17 protein-coding genes and 2 tRNA genes are annotated in these 17,652 nt (G+C 51.4%); 10 read left to right on the top strand and 9 right to left on the bottom strand.

The features are described from left to right. Positions 1–2: 2 nt before the first annotated feature. Together IOQ59_RS13000 and IOQ59_RS12995 are read right to left on the bottom strand one after the other, a co-directional pair. Positions 3–75, bottom strand: a tRNA-Asn gene (locus IOQ59_RS13000). 32 nt (positions 76–107) lie between these two features. Continuing rightward, positions 108–195, bottom strand: a tRNA-Ser gene (locus tag IOQ59_RS12995). Positions 196–429: 234 nt separating this feature from the next. Here IOQ59_RS12995 and IOQ59_RS12990 point away from each other — a divergent pair. The 4 genes from IOQ59_RS12990 to IOQ59_RS12975 all read left to right on the top strand — a co-directional run bounded on the left by IOQ59_RS12990 (position 430) and on the right by IOQ59_RS12975 (position 3,356). Further along, positions 430–1,080 (top strand): response regulator, encoded by a 651-nt coding sequence (locus IOQ59_RS12990; protein WP_193953802.1) that lies wholly within the window; start codon positions 430–432, stop codon positions 1,078–1,080. Position 1,081: 1 nt separating this feature from the next. Next, positions 1,082–2,491 carry an ATP-binding protein gene (locus IOQ59_RS12985; protein ID WP_193953801.1) on the top strand — a complete coding sequence of 470 codons (1,410 nt, stop codon included), beginning with the start codon at positions 1,082–1,084 and terminating at the stop codon, positions 2,489–2,491. Between the two features lie 62 nt (positions 2,492–2,553). Next, the gene (locus IOQ59_RS12980; protein ID WP_193953800.1) at positions 2,554–2,823 is read left to right on the top strand and encodes a PepSY domain-containing protein; all 270 of its coding nucleotides are present in this window, start codon (positions 2,554–2,556) and stop codon (positions 2,821–2,823) included. Between the two features lie 2 nt (positions 2,824–2,825). Beyond that, entirely contained in the window at positions 2,826–3,356 is a 531-nt protein-coding gene (locus tag IOQ59_RS12975) for a cytochrome b/b6 domain-containing protein (protein WP_193953799.1), read from the top strand. Positions 3,357–3,434: 78 nt separating this feature from the next. Here IOQ59_RS12975 and IOQ59_RS12970 read toward each other — a convergent pair whose 3' ends face one another. Next, the gene (locus tag IOQ59_RS12970; protein WP_193953798.1) at positions 3,435–6,101 is read right to left on the bottom strand and encodes a bifunctional diguanylate cyclase/phosphodiesterase; all 2,667 of its coding nucleotides are present in this window, start codon (positions 6,099–6,101) and stop codon (positions 3,435–3,437) included. 367 nt (positions 6,102–6,468) lie between these two features. Between IOQ59_RS12970 and luxS the strand changes: the two genes are divergently transcribed. The 5 genes from luxS (at position 6,469) to IOQ59_RS12945 (ending at position 9,752) form a co-directional block, all read left to right on the top strand. Beyond that, positions 6,469–6,981, top strand: a complete 513-nt coding sequence (gene luxS / locus IOQ59_RS12965; RefSeq protein WP_193953797.1) for an S-ribosylhomocysteine lyase — start codon at positions 6,469–6,471, stop codon at positions 6,979–6,981. 150 nt (positions 6,982–7,131) lie between these two features. After that, positions 7,132–7,485, top strand: coding sequence for a putative quinol monooxygenase (locus tag IOQ59_RS12960; protein WP_193953796.1), 354 nt, complete (start codon positions 7,132–7,134; stop codon positions 7,483–7,485). Between the two features lie 180 nt (positions 7,486–7,665). Continuing rightward, positions 7,666–8,463: a PilZ domain-containing protein gene (locus IOQ59_RS12955; RefSeq protein ID WP_193953795.1), complete on the top strand. Its 798-nt coding sequence runs from the start codon at positions 7,666–7,668 to the stop codon at positions 8,461–8,463. Between the two features lie 26 nt (positions 8,464–8,489). Next, entirely contained in the window at positions 8,490–9,152 is a 663-nt protein-coding gene (locus IOQ59_RS12950) for a sugar transferase (protein WP_193953794.1), read from the top strand. A 258-nt stretch (positions 9,153–9,410) separates the two neighbouring features. Next, complete coding sequence (locus IOQ59_RS12945; RefSeq protein ID WP_193953793.1) at positions 9,411–9,752, top strand: helix-turn-helix domain-containing protein; 342 nt, start codon at positions 9,411–9,413, stop codon at positions 9,750–9,752. Between the two features lie 44 nt (positions 9,753–9,796). Here IOQ59_RS12945 and IOQ59_RS12940 read toward each other — a convergent pair whose 3' ends face one another. From IOQ59_RS12940 to IOQ59_RS12925, 4 genes are all read right to left on the bottom strand, one after another. After that, positions 9,797–10,462 carry a protein-L-isoaspartate(D-aspartate) O-methyltransferase gene (locus tag IOQ59_RS12940; protein ID WP_228050882.1) on the bottom strand — a complete coding sequence of 222 codons (666 nt, stop codon included), beginning with the start codon at positions 10,460–10,462 and terminating at the stop codon, positions 9,797–9,799. Between the two features lie 167 nt (positions 10,463–10,629). Further along, positions 10,630–11,088 carry a chemotaxis protein CheX gene (locus IOQ59_RS12935; protein WP_193953792.1) on the bottom strand — a complete coding sequence of 153 codons (459 nt, stop codon included), beginning with the start codon at positions 11,086–11,088 and terminating at the stop codon, positions 10,630–10,632. 35 nt (positions 11,089–11,123) lie between these two features. Next, complete coding sequence (locus tag IOQ59_RS12930; RefSeq protein WP_193953791.1) at positions 11,124–11,486, bottom strand: response regulator transcription factor; 363 nt, start codon at positions 11,484–11,486, stop codon at positions 11,124–11,126. Further along, positions 11,483–13,600: an ATP-binding protein gene (locus tag IOQ59_RS12925; RefSeq protein ID WP_193953790.1), complete on the bottom strand. Its 2,118-nt coding sequence runs from the start codon at positions 13,598–13,600 to the stop codon at positions 11,483–11,485. Before IOQ59_RS12925 ends, IOQ59_RS12930 begins: the two co-directional genes overlap by 4 nt. A 344-nt stretch (positions 13,601–13,944) precedes the next feature. Here IOQ59_RS12925 and IOQ59_RS12920 point away from each other — a divergent pair, with 344 nt between their 5' ends. Next, positions 13,945–15,024, top strand: coding sequence for a hypothetical protein (locus IOQ59_RS12920; RefSeq protein ID WP_193953789.1), 1,080 nt, complete (start codon positions 13,945–13,947; stop codon positions 15,022–15,024). A 20-nt stretch (positions 15,025–15,044) separates the two neighbouring features. On the opposite strand, the gene IOQ59_RS12915 is transcribed toward IOQ59_RS12920, so the two are convergent. Both IOQ59_RS12915 and IOQ59_RS12910 read right to left on the bottom strand, forming a co-directional pair. Next, positions 15,045–16,019 carry a M14 family metallopeptidase gene (locus IOQ59_RS12915; RefSeq protein ID WP_228050881.1) on the bottom strand — a complete coding sequence of 325 codons (975 nt, stop codon included), beginning with the start codon at positions 16,017–16,019 and terminating at the stop codon, positions 15,045–15,047. A gap of 77 nt (positions 16,020–16,096) precedes the next feature. Continuing rightward, the gene (locus tag IOQ59_RS12910) at positions 16,097–17,587 is read right to left on the bottom strand and encodes a glutamate-cysteine ligase family protein (RefSeq protein WP_193953788.1); all 1,491 of its coding nucleotides are present in this window, start codon (positions 17,585–17,587) and stop codon (positions 16,097–16,099) included. Between the last annotated feature and the right edge of the window lie 65 nt (positions 17,588–17,652).

The following is a 17,652-nucleotide window of genomic DNA, read 5'->3' as shown; positions in this document are numbered from 1 at the left end:
GGCTCCTCGAGCTGGACTCGAACCAGCGACCAATAGATTAACAGTCTACTGCTCTACCAACTGAGCTATCGAGGAACTACACGCTCATACTCCCGCCATTTTAGAAATGGCGGAGGGATAGGGATTCGAACCCTAGGGCCCTCTCGGACCGCTGGTTTTCAAGACCAGTGCTTTCGACCACTCAGCCATCCCTCCGTAGGAGTGGCGCGTATATTACCTCGATCAATTTTTCTGTCAACAACGAGAAGCCATCTTTTTCAAAGTTTTTGCATTTATTTTCGTTTTTCCTGAAAACGCTTAATAAACAACCAGAAAGCGGCCAGAAAATTGATCGCTCAACAACCAGCATCAGAATTCCTTCCGAATCCTTAAGTTTTGTTTAATTTTCTTATGGGATACTGAAACCATTTTAAATGGAGCCTGCCCCTGATGCGTTTGTTGTTAATCGAAGACGACCCCCTGCTGGGTCAGGGCATTATGCTCGCACTGCAAGCCAGGAATTATCGAGTCGATTGGCAACAAACCGGGTCAGCCGGTTTGCAAGTCATGCAGCACGATAGCGCCGGCGTTGTCATCCTTGACCTGAACCTACCCGATATGGACGGACTTGAAGTGTTACAGCAAGCCCGACAACAAGGGATCGCCACACCGGTTCTGATCCTGACAGCCCGCGATGCGATCGAGGAACGGATTACTGGCCTCGATAAGGGTGCGGACGATTATCTGGTTAAACCATTTGATCTTGATGAACTGGAAGCTCGAATCCGTGCGTTGCACCGCCGCGCATCAGGTCGCGATCAGGAGTACATTGAACACGGTGATCTCACCATTAACACGGCGGCGCGCGAGGTTAAGTTCCAAAACCATTCAATGACACTGGGACGACGAGAGTACGATCTGCTGCTGAGCCTGCTGAACGCTAAAGGACGTGTACTCACCCGCCGCCAGATTGAGGAAGAGATTTACGAGGATGACCCGGAAAGCAATGCGCTGGAAGTTCATATCCACGCCCTGCGTAAGAAGTTTGGCAAGAGTCTGATTCGCACGGTTCGTGGCGTTGGCTACATGGTGGAGAACTAACATGCGTTCAATTCAGAACCGTATTCTATGCGCACTCGCGGGGCTGTTCAGCATCGCTACTCTGGTCTTGCTGAGCTGGACATGGTCGACCACCCACCATGAAGTCGAAGAAGTATACGATGCATCACTGGTACAGTTTGCCCGCCAGTTCGCCAGTCAGCTCACTCTCAGCGATGATCCAGACACCCTACTTTCTTCCATGCGAGCATCAGTGCGTCAGGCTGAGGCCGCGATGCCGCCACGCACAGGCAGCGAAGATGAATACGAAGAGGGTTATCGTAGCCTTAACACTTATGATCCGGGCCACTATTACGAACAGAATCAGGGCTTTCAGGTGTGGGATACGCATGGCGCTCTGCTCTATTCATCACCTTCTGATCTACAACTACCCGCGCCAGAAAATGCAGGCTTTGATACACATACTACCGAGACCGCCCAACAGCAGCGCAGTTACACACTTTATCTTCCTAGGCAGTCTCTATGGATACGTGCCAGCCAACCACTGGCCCTGCGTACAGAGGTAGCAGAGGAAGTCGCTGAACAGGTTTTATTGCCTTTAGCCGTGGTGATTGCCAGTCTGATCGTGGCCATCACGCTGACGGTCAATCTCAACCTGCGCCCGCTTAAAAAGATCAGCCGGGAACTGGATCAGCGCAATAGCGCGGAGCTTTCGCCGATCAACAGCAAACACTTACCCAGCGAATTGCAGGCCCCGGTCGAGTCACTTAACCGAATGTTCCAACGGGTTGCCGATACCCTGCGGCGTGAACGCCGCTTTACCAGTGATGCCGCCCACGAGCTGCGCACACCGCTGGCCGCCTTGCGTATTCATATCGAACGTCTCGCGCTCTGCGATGAACAGGCAGCACCGCTATCTGCGGGCCTGAACCGGATGGAGCGGGTGGTTACACAACTCCTTATGCTGGCGCGACTGGAGCCGCGTAAAAGTGAACAGCTGGAGCAGCAAGCGCTGGATGGTGATCAACTGGCCGCAAACCTGATCGCAGAACTGGTCCCGCATGCACTTAAACGCGGTGTTCAGATCGAGCTAATCAACCACACAGCTCAGCCGCTTTACGCCGAGCCCACACTGATCGAAATCCTGCTACGTAACCTGATAGAAAACGCCATTCGCTATACCTGTATCGGCGATACCATCATTGTTTCATTGTCCAAAGAACAGCAGAACTTCCTGATCAGCGTTGCAGATCACGGTCCGGGGCTGAATGCTGTACAAAAATCACAGGTCGTTCAGCGTTTCTACCGACAAAACAAGGCAGACAGCGAGGGGGCCGGGCTGGGGTTTTCGATCATCGATCAGATAGTCACCCTGCATTTGGGAGAATACCAGCTGCAGGACACAGCCGATGAGGGCGGCTTAACGGTACAGGTAATACTGCCTCAACCTTAAGTTTGTTTTAAGTTTGCTGCGCGACAATAGCCTCATTCACACGACTTAATGAGGCTCTACCGATGAAAGCACTGATCACTGCCACCACTGTCCTGATGCTTGCGACCACTCAGGTTCAAGCCGGTCCACGTTGTACCGATGGTAATCAGCAAGACTGGATCCCTGCGGAAATCATGCAACAGCAGATCAAAGATCAGGGATTCAAAATCAAGAAGTTTAAAGTCACCAGCGGTGGTTGCTATGAGATCTACGGCTGGGATCAGACGAATAACCGCGTCGAGGTTTATTTCCATCCCGTCTCGGGTGACGCTGTAAAAACCAAGATGAAGTAACCATGCTTACTCCATCGCAACAGACCGTGAAGGTGTGGGATCCGTTGATCCGCACCTTCCACTGGTCACTGGCCACCAGTTTTCTGCTCAACTATTTTCTGCTGGAAGAAGGTGAGTCTGCCCATGAGTGGGTCGGCTATCTGACGTTAGCGCTGGTCGCCGTGCGGATTGTCTGGGGGTTTATTGGCCCCCGGAACGCACGTTTCAGTGACTTCTGGCCGACACCCACTCATATCAAACATCACCTGTGTGAGCTGCTACGTGGCGATACACCCTCCCCTGATCGTCATAATCCAATCGGCGGACTGATGATTCTGGTGCTGCTGGCAGGCGTCGTGCTCACGGGCTTGTCTGGCTGGTTAGCCATGACGGATCTGTTCTGGGGAGAGGATTGGATAGAAGACCTGCATGAAACCAGCGCTAATCTGGTGATGGGCTTGGTAGGTTTTCATATCGTCGCTGTCATCTGGTTCAGCCGACGTGGCCCCCACAACCTCATACGCATCATGCTGACAGGTTATCGGGATACATGACCACCCGTTTACAAAGCCATCTATCTCGTCGGTGCAGATTTACCCGCATACCGGGTTATGCCCGGTATGCCTTTAGCGTCACAGCATAACCAGACGTTCAGCTAACTCTTTCTCAACGATACGCTCGCTAAATAGCATCGGGTCGATGGGCTTACTCAGATAATAGCCTTGTACTGAATAACACCCGGCGTCACGTAAAAAGTGCAGCTGCTGAGCGGTTTCGACACCTTCCGCCACCACCTTCAGCCCCAACGCTTTTGCCATTTCGATAGCAGCAACAATCAACTGCTGATCACTGGCATCAACGGCCAGATCACGTACAAAGCTGCGGTCAATCTTAATAACATCAAACGGGAACATCTTCAGGTAGGCCAGCGATGAATAGCCCGTGCCAAAATCATCCATCGATAACATCACGCCCAGTGCTTTCAGATCATCCAATACCTGTGCGGTACCGGAATCCTTTTTCACCAGTAAACCTTCTGTCAGCTCCAGTACCAGCGCCTGAGCCGGAAACCCGGTTTCATCCAATACGGACTTAAGCAGATAGATAAAGTCCTGATGGCGTAACTGGCGCGGTGAGATATTCACCGCCAGATAAAAGTCTTTCAAGCCTTCATCCAGCCATTTACGACCCTGCGTACACGCCGTCTTCAGAATCCAGTGACCAATTTCCACAATAAGTCCGGTTTGTTCTGCCAACGGGATAAAATTATCCGGCCCGACAAACCCCAGTTCCTCACTGCGCCAGCGTACCAGTACTTCAGCCCCCAGCAAGCGCCGGTCATCAGAGCCGAAGATCGGCTGATAGTGGAGATAGAGTTCGTTGTTCTGCAGGGCAGAGCGCAGATGCCGTTCCATCTCCACCCGCACCGCCACATCTTCGTTCATGCTGGATTGATAGAAACCGTAGCTGTTGCCGCTGTTCTCCACCTTACAGCGATGCATGGCGATATCAGCATGCTGAAGCAAGCTCACTTCATCGCGACCATCATCGGGATAGATAGCGATACCGACGGTGCCTGAGATATAGAAACGGTGTTCCTCAATTTCGAATTCGTGTTCCAGCTCCTGCAATACCTGCTGCGCCATACGCGGCGCTTCGCTTTCGGCATTCACTTCGTCCAGCAGCATAACAAACTCATCTGCACCGTATCGCGCCAGCGTATCGCCAATGCGGGTAACAGACAGCAAACGCTGGGCAACAGCGATCAGCAGTTGATCACCGGCTTCGTGCCCCATACCGTCATTGATCTTTTTAAAATCATCCAGATCGATATACAACACCGCGACATTTGTGTTGTTCTCTGCCGCATGTTCCAGCGAGCGCTTCAGACGTTCAGTAAATAGCTGCTTATTGGGCAGATCGGTGAGCAGGTCAAACTGCGCCTGATAACGAATGGTGGCTTCTTGCTGCTTAAATTCGGTGATATCACGCAGGCAAGCCACACGTACCGACTCACCCTCCAATTCACTATTCTTAGCGAACACCTCCATCGGGAACTCTCGCCCATCTTTGCGCAACGCCTGTACTTCATAAGGCAGCTCCATCCCGGTATGTACATTATGAAAACCCACCGCGATACTTTCCGGTGCAAGCAGATCCCAGACTTCCATAGAAGCCAGTTCTTCACGGCTATAGCCAAACATCCGTTCCACGACAGTATTTAGATCAACGATTTTGCCCCGTCGATGGATCAGAATACCCTCGTTGGAAATATCACCCAGCTGATACAGACGTGCTTCTGTTTTAACACGCTTGCGCTCCTCAGCCACTTGCAGCTTCAGACTCTGGCGCCAGCGCAGAAACATCACCGCAAAGATTAAAGACAGCACACCAAACAGGGGAATGGTCAGCTCGGTCAGATTCTTGATCTGGTTGAATGTTGTTACCGGATACCCTTCGCGAAGATAAAAGACCTGCCAGCCGTTTAAACGCTCTAATGGGGCCTTTTCCAGTACAAAATCACGCTCATTCACTTTGATACGCCCGGCATCATCGACTTGCTCGAAGCCAAGGCTTTCAATACGCGTATCACCAAACTGGCGTGATGAGAGCACCTGTTTCTGCTGGATTTCGCTCAAGGGCCATAAGCTTTTCAGGATCCAGTCAGAATTCGTGGCCGCAAAGACAATACCCTGTGAATCCACCAGCATCAGGTTGCGGCGCTCTTTGGTGAGTTCTTCGTCAATTCGATCGGCGGCCAATTTGACGACCATCACACCGAGGGTGTGGTCCTGCTCATCCGCCATTAACTGGCTAAAATACACACCCCGCTTACGCGTGGTGACACCATACGCAGCATAGATATCCTGTCGCTGGGTCAACGCATTTTTAAAATAGGGGCGGAAAGCAAAGTTTTTTCCCTTGAGAGGAACGGGACCAATATCCGAGTTGTGGATCGTGATCGTACCTTCGTCATCAAGTGCGTAACAAATTGAGGCTTTTTGGGTACGACAAACCAGATCAAGCAGGTAACGCCCTTTTTGCTCACCTTCGGCGGACGTTTCATGCATGTAATCGCGCAGGGCGGGTAATCCTGCTACGGTTTCAACCAGACGCTGCTGATTTTCCAGAAAGACATCCAACTTACTGGCAACAACCTGAGCATCGCGCTGCCCTTCTTTACGTTCAAGTTGAACAGTCAGCAATGCGGCCGAGTAGTGATAGTTAAGATACACACTGACAACCGCGGCTAAGGCACACACAACAGTCAACGCAAAGAGAATGCCTTTTTTATTCATACAGATACCAATACGCGAAATCCATCTCGTTGAATACCACTACCACCATTATTTTTAAACCGTCTCGTTACCTGAGACGGCATATTTCAGCCAATTCTCTGACTTTAATACGTCAATTCCCTAACAATAGCGCCACATTCTATGTGGCATTGCATGATCAAGCCAGTGTGCCAACCCAGACCACCTGCGTCGGTTTGTCGCTGGTTATGCAGCATCGGCGATTTAACGTAAAATGGGTATCAGCGATTGCTGGTGCATCCGTGCTACATACACTGCCCGGACACCAGCCCTGAGATGGCTCAGCCGTAAGGAATAATATCTGCGCTGAACCGTTAGAAACTTAATACATCCATAAGAGAGTTCCACTATGCCTCTGCTCGACAGTTTTACGGTTGACCACACCCGTATGAATGCACCTGCTGTCCGTGTTGCAAAGTCCATGACCACCCCAGGCGGAGATACCATTACGGTATTCGATCTGCGTTTCTGCCGTCCGAATGAAGAAATTCTGACCGAACGTGGTATTCACACGCTGGAACATCTGTTTGCAGGCTTTATGCGCGATCACCTGAACGGCCCCAACGTTGAGATTATCGACATCTCCCCGATGGGCTGCCGCACCGGTTTCTACATGAGTCTGATCGGCACACCGGATGAGCAGCAGGTTGCTGAATCCTGGTTAGCAGCGATGGAAGATGTCATGGGTGTACAGACTCAGAATCAGATTCCTGAACTGAACGAATACCAGTGTGGCACCTATGCAATGCACTCACTGGAAGAAGCAAAAGCGATTGCCGAAGACATTAAATCCCGCGGCGTTGCAGTGAACTCCAATGACGAACTAAAACTGGATCCGAAGTTCCTGCAAGAACACAGCTGATCGCCATTACGGAGTTATCCCCGGCATCTGTGGATAACTCCGTGCAAAAGCTCCGCGTATCTCGCCCTGCCCCAACGCTAACAAGGGGTCGGGGATTCTGATGATCTTTTATCCACCCCCTCTCGACGGAACATTTCAGGGCCAATTTTTATGTCTAAAAAAGTCTATTGCATGGCACAGTTTCAGCCTAAGCCAGGTAAAGAAGCGGAACTCTTCAGCGTTCTGCAGTCGCTGGAACCGAATACCCAACGCGAGGACGGTTGCATTCAGTATACAGTGACACGTCACATCAGCAGTCCCTTCGCTGAAGGTAGCAGCTTCCCCATCGTATTTAACGAAATTTGGCAAGACAATGCCGCTTTTGAAGCACACTGCCAGCGCGCTGAAATTGTTAACTTCTTTGAAACCCAGTGCGTAGCAGAAGACGGTTTGGTCGCAGATTTCAATGTATGCGTTTACTCAGACGAGCCCGCTAATTACGACCGCCCACAGCTTGACATCTGATTGCCAAAACGGCTTTCCAGACCTCCGATTTAGGACCCGTAATTCTTGAATATTAGCTCTGTTCATCTTTAACAGAGCGCGTTATGCTTGATGTTCATACGGGTCCCACATTGGATGTCAGACCTATTGTAGTGATGCGATAAACCAGACTGACCGCCACTGTCTTAGGATACCGCTGCTATGCAACCGAACAAAAAGCTACTGCGCTTTCTAAAGCAGTTTTTTATTCAGAAGCCCGAGCTACACCATCCGGATGACGGCCATCTGCTGCCAACCGTTGAGTTTTATCAGCTGCTGGATAAAGAACGCTTTCGTGCTGATCGTCTGGGCAATCCTTTCAGCCTGGTGATTATCCCCCTGCCCGAAGCATTGCAGTCTCCTCCCCGACTGCGGCACATCACCTCGCATATACATGCTCAAACCCGACTGATCGATGAATTAGGCTGGTTTGCGCCGGGAACTCTGGGACTTTATCTGTTCAATACACCCGAGGCCGGCGCTCAGGTTGTACTCTCACGTATTCGAGAACAATTGGAATACCCTGAGTTGCTCGACGACATACAGGTCATGGTCTACCCGGATACGGAAGTACGTAGCACCTTGGACGAAGAGAGCGAAGAGAATGGTGATAATCGTATTCAGGAGCGTCTCAACCTGAATCTGGTCGCCACCATCCAACAAGTATCCGGGGAGAATATCGGCCCAGCCACAACACAAACAGTAACCCGGGATATTTCAGCCAGCGGGGCATACTTACTCACCTCAACGTCATTGCCTGAAGGTACGCAGTTAGAACTGGAAGTGTTGCTGCCATTTGAAGAGTTACGGCCGCTAGAAGCCTCAGGGAAAGATATTGCGCTAAAGGCGATCGGCCACGTAGTCCGCTCGGACATGGAGGGAGTGGCCGTTCAGTTCGTCAATTCTCAGAACATGAAAACATTCCGGAAACTGAAGTTTGACGATTTGCCACAACAATAGACGTAGTTAGGACGTGGTGATTATTGATGAATAAACCTCTTCTCAATCCAGACAGTATCGGCGGCAATGCTCAGAGCCTTTTTCTAAAAAAAGTCCCCCTCTGGAAGACCGCCATGGACAAAGCTGGCGCGTTATGTGCGTTGTTGATGCTCTCCCCCATTCTCATCTGTACCTACATCATTATCAAAGTCACCGACCCGGGCCCGGCTTTTTTTGTACAACCGCGGATGGGACGTGGCGGCACGCCTTTTGGCATGTTCAAGTTTCGCTCCATGGTGACCAACGCTGAAGCCTTAAAAGCTAAACTGATGGAACAGAACGAACGCGATGGACCGGCCTTTAAGATGACGGATGATCCCCGCATCACACCCATCGGACGCTTTATTCGTAAATGGAGTATCGATGAGCTGCCGCAGCTGTACAACGTTTTGCGCGGCGATATGAGCTTGGTGGGTCCACGTCCTCTGCCAGTGACCGAAGACAAACAGATGGGACAGTGGCATGTCATGCGTCGGGAAGTCAAACCGGGGATTACCTGCCTCTGGCAGATTGCAGACCGCGATAATATCGGTTTTGACGAATGGATCAGGCTGGATATTCAGTATATCCGCAACTTGTCGTTCTGGCTGGATATTAAGATTTTGCTATTAACGATACCTGCGGTCCTGACCAACCGCGGTGCGAAGTAACGTTAACTCGGCGTATTCCCTACCTCATCAAGCTCAAGCTGCAGAGATAGTGCAATCCTTTGCCATTGGACTCCCTGTGCTACTCCTATTCCAGCTCCCAATCCCTCATCCACAGGAAATACGGGAGCGGGCAAACTATACTGCTGCTACTTTTATATGTAACTGAAGGTCTAAGCAGGACATGCCACTAACAGATCAAGGGATGTCCTCCATGTACCTTTGCTGACAACCTATCAGAGCTGAGCGAGAATCGCCTCCGTGAGTACGCGTGCAGAACGACTGAAGCAGGCACGGATGCGCGTCAATCTGACCCAGGTAGAGGCGGCAAAACGTCTTGCCAAGGCAGTATCTACGATTAAGGGCTGGGAGAGTAATCAGGGGACCGAACCGGCCACCCTGAACGATGTCGCGCGTGTGTGTAAACTGTATGACATCTCCATCGACTACTACGTCAATGGACATACTCCAAGTAACTTTCAGATCAATAATCTAAGTCGGAATCAACGCCGTCTGATCGAAGCCTTTGGTCATCTTTCCCCTGCGGCACAACATGCATTGATGTTAGCCTTAGAACAACTCGCAGACGACACCACACAATAATTTTTATATTTCAATGTATTAAGAAATACATTGCCGGCTTTGGTTTACAACGCCAGCGTCTCACCTTCTATCAGCGGTACAAAACGCACATCCAGCACTGGTTGCGTTGTCACTTCACCCGCTGCATCCTTATCCACCTGATACAACACCTGCGCGCCGTTCTCGGGGCCAATCGGAATCATCATGCGCCCTCCTTTTTTTAACTGCTCGATCAACGCGGGTGGTATCTTCTCAGCGGCAGCGGTCACAATGATACGATCATAGGGCGCAGCCTCCGGATACCCCAGATAGCCATTCCCTAATAACGGATAAACATTATCGTAGTGCATCTTGTGTAACTGCGAGGATGCCTGACGGAAAAGGGGAGCGATAATTTCGATGGTATAAACCTTTGAGGTCAGAAGAGACAATACCGCCGCCTGATACCCCGATCCGGTCCCGACTTCCAAACAGATATGGTCCTTTTCCGGCCTGAGCAGGTCGGTCATCAAAGCAACGATATAGGGCTGAGAGATGGTCTGTTCATAACCAATCGGCAGGGCGATATTTTCATAAGCCTCAACCACCAGCCCGTCCGGTACAAAACGTGATCTCTGAACTGAACGAATGGCGGTCATTACGTTTTCAGCAAACCGCCCCCGACCGGTGAGCCGGGCAGTCTCACGTGCAGTGCGTGCTATCGCCTGCAACATCTGGTGACATTCCGTCATGATATCCCCCTTGGGGAATCTGCGGATAAGCCCTCCGTTTACGCACAAGACCTATTCGCCGGCTCCCCCTTTACAGAAAAGAGAGTGTAGTGACTCCTTTAAGACTAGCAGCCAACAACATTGAACACGAACCGAAACCCACATTACAGGTCACTTTTGGAATGCGTTTACTCCAATGCAACAACGATGATGGATTGATAGAACTTCCACTTGGTAGGAATCACAACACAGCGGGTATTTTTCGGCAGACTGACTTTCTCAGGTTCACCTTTAATGACCACAGGCACCGAAATCATAAACTCGGCCCCAAATGCCTGACGGGCATTTCCCGCAATGGTATTGGCGATCTCACCAACCAGATCACAAAGGTGATCAGTCGTGACGTCCTTCTCCCCCATTGCCAGCAAAATATAACTGAGTAATGCCTGCGGACACGTGTAATAAACACAACCTTTACGCCGCCCGGATATGCCGATGATTCCGGTGTAGTCCTCAACAATGGGATGATTGGAATCCAGCAGGTAGGGCACTCCAATCTCTACTTCATCCAACCCCAGCTGCTGATAGAAATGCGCCAAGCTGTTAATAAATACCTCAATGGTATCCTGCTCTAGATTCTTACTCATGATGATTCACCTGCCGTAGCGTCCATGCCTGCTCATCAGTCCTGTGCCAGTTCAAGCAACGCATCCCGTAGCTCCTGATCAGTAAAAGGCTTACATAAGAAACCGTGTGCCCCACTCGCCAGAGCCCCAATCGCTGTTGCTTTGTCCGATAACGCAGATACCACCAATATGCGTGCCTGAGGGCACAACGAGGCCAGAACCGGTATCGCTTCTGGTCCATCCATATTCGGCATCGTCAGGTCGATCGTGATCATATCTGGCTGGGTTTCCCGAGCCACCTCAATCGCGTTTATGCCATCCTCCGCTGTACCGACCACTGCATACCCGTCCAGCCCATGCGTACGTGAAATACGGCGACGGATCACCATCGAATCATCCACTATCATCAACCGCTTCATACCGCCTCCGCCACAAGACTATCTTCCAACTGGGATGTGGGTATCAGGAAAGAGATTTCGCAGTAGCGTCTGGGCTGGTTTGAAATACGGATACGCCCTTTCATTTTATTGACATTGGTACGGACTAAATCCATTCCGATACCCCGTCCAGCATGCTCATTTGCCTCTGCGGCGGTGGAAAAGCCCGGCTCGAAGATCAGTCCCATCACACGGGTACGGGAAAAACCGTCCAGCACCTCACGGCTGTATAAACCTTTTGCTTCCGCTTGCTCACGAAGACGTTTCAGATTCAAGCCCTGCCCATCATCTCTGACACTGACTCTTAGACCATCAGCCTCCAAGCTCACCCTGACATCAATCGTTCCGGTAGGAGGCTTACCCGCCAGCAAACGCACCTCCGCTGACTCAACACCGTGGACAACGGCATTGCGCACCAGCTGAATCACACTTGCCTGCACCAAAATACGCTGCTCGGCGGAAAGTACTGCGGCCTCCTCCGCATCAAACGTCACGCTGATCGCTTTATCGTTCTCTTGTGCGATACGTTTGGCCAAACGCATGATTGGCTGTTCATCGAGGGGCAGTGGTATCTGCTCTGTCGTAACGGCACCACTCTCTGCAACTACCTGAACCGGTTGTAGGTTCTGCAACAGATCAGAGATCTCACGTAGTTCAGCGATCAACTGGAGAAAGTCGTTCAGGGACAACGTCAACGGCAGAAAATCACTGCCTTGCAAACCCTCCGTTTTTTGCAATATTTGCAGCTGATCTTCGAAATGGTGTGCCGCCGTGGCAATCTGCAACAGGTCTAACGCACCCGCATCACCTTTGACCCGATGCACAATGCGCAAACAGTTCTGCAGCTTGGCGTTATAACCTTGAGGTTCTGCCGCCTCATCTTTCAAGGTGTCGTTGATCGCATGCAGATCCTGTTCAGTCCGGGAGAGGAATGCACTCAACGTAGTACTGTCCAGATGCGCCAGTTTTTTCAGCGCATCGGTGTGCAAACCTTGTTGATTTCGGGCCGCTTCCAGTGACTGACGCAATGCAACCGTCTCGGTAATATCCAGCACCGTCACCAGAATATGGCTGATTTTTCCATCCTCAATAGTGCGGTTAAAACGGAAAGAGAGGTGTTTAACCGCATAGCCACCATTGGCTTGGGGCAAACTCACTTCAACATCAGATAGTGGATTCAAAGAACCGATCAGGTTTTCCTTTACCTGCTCATTCAGCAATAGCTTGATGTATTCCTCGGTGGTGGTCATGTCCTGTCCCACGACCAGATTGTGTAGCAAACTTCTGAACGACATTCCGGCAAAATCACGATCCCCGAAAATCGCTTTAACCGACTCGGAATACTGGCTCCCGATGATCAGATTGGAATCCAGCAGTAACAGCCCTTCACGCACCGTCAGCAGGATCTCCTGAGTCTCTTTACGGGCAAACTCTGCCACGGCATCACTGCTGCGCAACTGGCCAATAAAGTGGAATAGAATCAGGAAAAAGTTAAGGATCGCCAGCGTAATCGCCGATGCCTGAATCCAACGTAAGGTATCCGATTTTTGCTTCGCAACCGATTCCAGATCGTTGGTCAGATCGTTCATCAGTTTGAGCAGAGTCAGGTTATTCTGCTTGGCGATATCCACCAGATGAGATAGCAACGGCCTACCACTGTTACTCTCCCTTTCGAGCCGTGAAAAATCTCGCCGGATAGGTTTCCAGATCGCCAGACTCTCCTCAACAACCGCGATAGAGATCGGCGTTTCTACAGCCGCCAGAAAAATTTCCTGCCCCGTCGCATCCGATGTATATCCACCGGAATGAAACGCTTGCAGCGTACGATCAAACAGCGCAACAGAAGAGAGCATCTCCTGATAAGCGTCAGCACCGGATGCACCCTGCGCCAAGTCGTTCTGATAATCCAACAGTGCTTTGACCGATTTCTGCGACAGCATGCGCTGGCGACCCGCCAAGTTAACGTTCACCGCATCGCTGGCAATCTGGCTGGATATATAGAAGTTAAGCCCCAGTACACCCAAATCCAAAATGATAAACATGGCAACCGAGATTACGATTGCACGGTACTTCCCGAAGTTCCTGGCAAAAAACATAATGACCCCTGCCCGTCATCCATAGACCTACAGAGGCATAACAAGTTACGTGCCAAATCCGCTGGCATTCAGAACGCCTACTTACAAAGCCATTAAATGGCCAGTAACGCGTTAAAAACAAAGTGGTTTTTATCATCTAACCTTTTTTCGAAAGCAACACACCTCAACGCCACTGAAACCGAACCTGCCTCCGAAACGTGCACGCGCTGTCGCATGCTCTGAATATGTGCACCCCGAAGAACCGATCAAACAAAAACCAGCTGTTCACTTATTCGTGTTCCGGCTATTACCCCTAAGTAATAACCCTGATACACTGGGCATCCACTTTTTGTCGGGTATATACCATGTCACAGGCATATCTGGTTGCAGCAGCAAAAACAGTCGACGGTCAGGGCAGTCTGGACTCTATTCAACGCTACGAAGAGCAATTGGCAGAGCTGGGCATTCCGCTGCAGGAGCTGTTTATCGAGCGGCTAGACAGCGATTGGCATGCACCCGAAAAGCCAAATCACTTCCGCAGTGGTTGCGGCCCGATTGAAGCGCTCAATCACGCGCACCAGCTTATTGCCGATGGCGCTCCAGCCGTAGCAATTCGCGGTGAAGAGCTGATTAAATCCGGCTATCCGAGAGACCAGCGCCTGCAGTTAATGGCCGTGTACGGTGATGACTACCCACTGACACAAGGGTATGACGACGTTGCGCAGCAGTTTATCCAGAATCAAAACATCGATGCGGATCAGTTCCGTACAATCGCGGCGGCCCTGTTTGAGAACTACCAACGTAGCTACCTGTCCACGCTGGACGCGCAGAATGATGTGGTTGATGTCAGTCAAGCCACCCCTGCTGCCCGCTGGTTTGAGCTGATCACCCCGCTATTCCGGGGCGTTGATTGTGCCAACCCGCTGATCGACTTCAACGGTGTCATACTCCTGTGCAATGCAGACACGGCTGATGCACTCAACATTGCTCAGCCACAGCGGGTTGCTGTACGTGGTGTTGGCTTAGGGCGCTTGCCGGAAGACGGGCCGTCTGAGATCGAAAACATCGCGCACTATACTCATATGAAACTCGCCTATCAGCGCAGTTGTGAGCAGGCACAGATCGATTTCAGCGACCGCTTTATGCGTGGTGAAGCCCTGTTGGATACGTACACCTGCTATCCGGTTGTGCCTATGGCTTTCCTCCTGAACAGCGGTTTAGTCAGCTCAGTGGATAAGATCCCCGACTTCCTGAAAGAATATCCCATCACGATTACCGGGGGCATGAACCTAGCACGCGCGCCCTGGAACAACCCCGCATTGAACGGCTTGATTTGCATGTATCAGCAGCTCACCAGCGGAGAGATTTCACTGGGTGCCGTACATGGTAACGGTGGTCTTGGATATCGTCAGGGCGTGGCTATTCTGGAACGGGAAGTAGGATAAATTATCAACGACGTGCACGCTTAGCTGTGCACGATGGTATGTTCACGCTCGAACGAGGCGTACAGCAGACAGTCGCTGAGGGCGATCGACTTATTACCGGTGATCATAAACAACTTCAGCGGGCGGGCGGTAAGCAGTTTACGGCCCTCCAGTCTGAAAAAGGTCGAAAACACATCCCTCTCTGCGGCATTTCTTACCCGTAAAATACGGGCACCACAGTGCTCCCCAAGCCAACCAATATGCGTTCCTTCAGGGGCTGTACCAAAGTTGTGTTCTTCCAAATTATTACGGATAGTCAGGTCCACGTCCGGTATAGCCATATCGGCGAATTCGATCTGGCTGTTCGGGTGTAACTCCAGTCGTACCGGATGCCGGTAGAGATCGATCTGAATACCATCATGGGGCAAACGCATGACATGCTCTTCATATAAATAGCGGGCCAATCCATCCACCGCCAGTTCGTCCGAACGCACATCACCCGCCCCGCCACACTCCACCGTCACGACCGGCATCACACTGTTACTCATCTCCATGATCGCACCGAGCGTCAGATCTGTAATGATCAGATGGCTGGTAAACAGTGAGATAAGTGCCTCGTGGGCGGGATCTTCATGGGTCGCAACCCCAAACGCCGGACTGCGACCCGAGGTATTGTGAATATCGATCATGCACTCCGGCTGGTAGCTATCGATCAACGCCAGCATGTGTTCAGCAATGGCCCCGTTATAATCATCGTACGGTGGGCTAAAACAGCGATTCATATCACGCTGGCCGGGCAAAATACGATGCTTGTAGAGTTCCTCCGTCAGCGCGGCCTTCACCGAGATGATAAAACACACGATGTTGACCGCAGGCGTGCCACCACTACGTAACCATCGATGCACGGCCTTTAACCCCGAAGGTTCATTACCGTGCAGCAGTGTGCAGATAGCACGGGTGCGACTGCGATCATGCCCCTCCACGGTGATCATTACCGGACCTCCCAGCTGATTCAAAAAACCCTCTACGCTGGAGGAAATCATCTCCGGCGTGGGATTGTGTATACAGTGTATCGGCTGTTGTTCCCTGTTAGTCACCTGCTCTCCATCCAGCTAGAAACGGGTTGGTTGTTACGTACATGTTCAATATAACGCTTAACCATCAGGGTCAGCGCACGATGCCGCACTTCAGTGTTCAATAGTCGCTTAAAGGTCTTCAGCTGCCAACAGGCACCCGTCATACGGTTTTGAATACGCTGCCGGATAATTCCCAGGTAGTGTGTGATCTCTGACTCATCTACCCCCATTTGCCGTAATCCCTCTTCAGCCAACGGTAATAACGACATAGCCAGCTCACACGCTGGTAGCGTCACCAGCGGTTTATGGCCCTCAGGGTCAGGCCACAATAAACGTGCCATCAGGCCCTTTTCCGCTGCACGATAGAAATTATGTTCGACAGCCAGAAAAGGCATCGTAGGAATTCGCGCTTCCATATCTTTGCTCATGCCTTCCGCTAACCCTATCAGGAACGCGGCATTTGCCATCATGTCACAAGGGCTCGGGCCCGCAGGTAAAGCCCGCATCTCTATTCTCAGGTGTCCCCCTCCGGCATCATCAAATATGGGCCGATTCCACGGCCAGACAGTCCCCTGATGCAAGCGCAGTTCATATAACGAAGGCAATTCACCCGCGCCCACCAGCGCCAGTGCATCTTCCCCGTTGCAAATGGGTAGGATCGGTTCATGAAGATGGACGGATTCTGCAAACAGTTCATAGGCCCCCTGCCTCACCCAACCGTGCCCAAAGCTGACCCGCGAAGGCAGATGTGCTTCACGCACGTCCCGGGTACGACCGTCTATCGCGTGTTTAATCAGCGGAATCCGGGTTTCATGCCACAACCGTTGCCCAAGCATAAAGGGCGAATTGCCCGCAATCGCCAATACGATGGGTGTCGCGAGCTGCATAGCATTAAATAGTTCGGCAAAACGTTCCGGTGCAACACGGCAGTGCAATTGCATGGAGGTGTTCGCCCCTTCCAGGGTGACATCACGAGAGCGTAAAGAGATCGGTTCCGGGCCATTGATCCGAACCGAAAACAGCTCCCCTCGCATACGGGAAAGAGCGCGCGTCAGCGCATGAAAGCGAGGTAGATTAGTCATCGCATGAGGGCCAAAGTGCCGCCGCTTCAATGTCGGTAGAATACCTATGGGAACGACTTGTCCAGCGTATTGATCGGCCGCCTGCTGCAGCGCATTCAGCGCACCCAGAATCTCATTTTCCAGTTGGGTGAACGGTGCTCCTTTCGCGACCACCGGGGATAGGTTGTACTCAAGATTGTACCGATTCAGCTCCAAAGCTAACTGAGGATCGTTAACCTCAGCGTGGAGCGCCTGATTAACAAACAATGGACGCCCTTGCTGGTCGACAATATAGATCTCCAGCTCAGCGCCGAGGGTGGTTTCACCTGCCCCAAATCCCGGCCGTTTCAGCAACTGCGCTAAGGCTTGCAGATTGCCGTTCAACTGGTTTTTGAAACGACCATACTCTGCGGCTGAAAATTCAGACTTTTCGATATCCAGGCCCATCGTGTTCCGCCTGCTGTTTCGATGCATTTCAGCATGGCACGGATACCTGCAGTTCTCAAATCAGC

Source organism: Pontibacterium sinense, assembly GCF_015209595.1.
Lineage (GTDB): Bacteria > Pseudomonadota > Gammaproteobacteria > Pseudomonadales > Balneatricaceae > Pontibacterium > Pontibacterium sinense.
This window is presented reverse-complemented; position numbering and strand designations above follow the sequence as displayed.

Bases quoted from the DNA above. Each gene is read 5' to 3' on its own strand.
- IOQ59_RS12940 (WP_228050882.1), bottom strand. From the start codon at position 10,462: ATGACGGAATGTCACCAGATGTTGCAGGCGATAGCACGCACTGCACGT.
- IOQ59_RS12925 (WP_193953790.1), bottom strand. From the start codon at position 13,600: ATGTTTTTTGCCAGGAACTTCGGGAAGTACCGTGCAATCGTAATCTCG.
- IOQ59_RS12980 (WP_193953800.1), top strand. From the start codon at position 2,554: ATGAAAGCACTGATCACTGCCACCACTGTCCTGATGCTTGCGACCACT.
- IOQ59_RS12985 (WP_193953801.1), top strand. From the start codon at position 1,082: ATGCGTTCAATTCAGAACCGTATTCTATGCGCACTCGCGGGGCTGTTC.
- IOQ59_RS12960 (WP_193953796.1), top strand. From the start codon at position 7,132: ATGTCTAAAAAAGTCTATTGCATGGCACAGTTTCAGCCTAAGCCAGGT.
- IOQ59_RS12950 (WP_193953794.1), top strand. From the start codon at position 8,490: ATGAATAAACCTCTTCTCAATCCAGACAGTATCGGCGGCAATGCTCAG.
- IOQ59_RS12935 (WP_193953792.1), bottom strand. From the start codon at position 11,088: ATGAGTAAGAATCTAGAGCAGGATACCATTGAGGTATTTATTAACAGC.
- IOQ59_RS12975 (WP_193953799.1), top strand. From the start codon at position 2,826: ATGCTTACTCCATCGCAACAGACCGTGAAGGTGTGGGATCCGTTGATC.
- IOQ59_RS12920 (WP_193953789.1), top strand. From the start codon at position 13,945: ATGTCACAGGCATATCTGGTTGCAGCAGCAAAAACAGTCGACGGTCAG.
- IOQ59_RS12930 (WP_193953791.1), bottom strand. From the start codon at position 11,486: ATGAAGCGGTTGATGATAGTGGATGATTCGATGGTGATCCGTCGCCGT.
- IOQ59_RS12955 (WP_193953795.1), top strand. From the start codon at position 7,666: ATGCAACCGAACAAAAAGCTACTGCGCTTTCTAAAGCAGTTTTTTATT.
- luxS (WP_193953797.1), top strand. From the start codon at position 6,469: ATGCCTCTGCTCGACAGTTTTACGGTTGACCACACCCGTATGAATGCA.
- IOQ59_RS12990 (WP_193953802.1), top strand. From the start codon at position 430: ATGCGTTTGTTGTTAATCGAAGACGACCCCCTGCTGGGTCAGGGCATT.
- IOQ59_RS12970 (WP_193953798.1), bottom strand. From the start codon at position 6,101: ATGAATAAAAAAGGCATTCTCTTTGCGTTGACTGTTGTGTGTGCCTTA.
- IOQ59_RS12910 (WP_193953788.1), bottom strand. From the start codon at position 17,587: ATGGGCCTGGATATCGAAAAGTCTGAATTTTCAGCCGCAGAGTATGGT.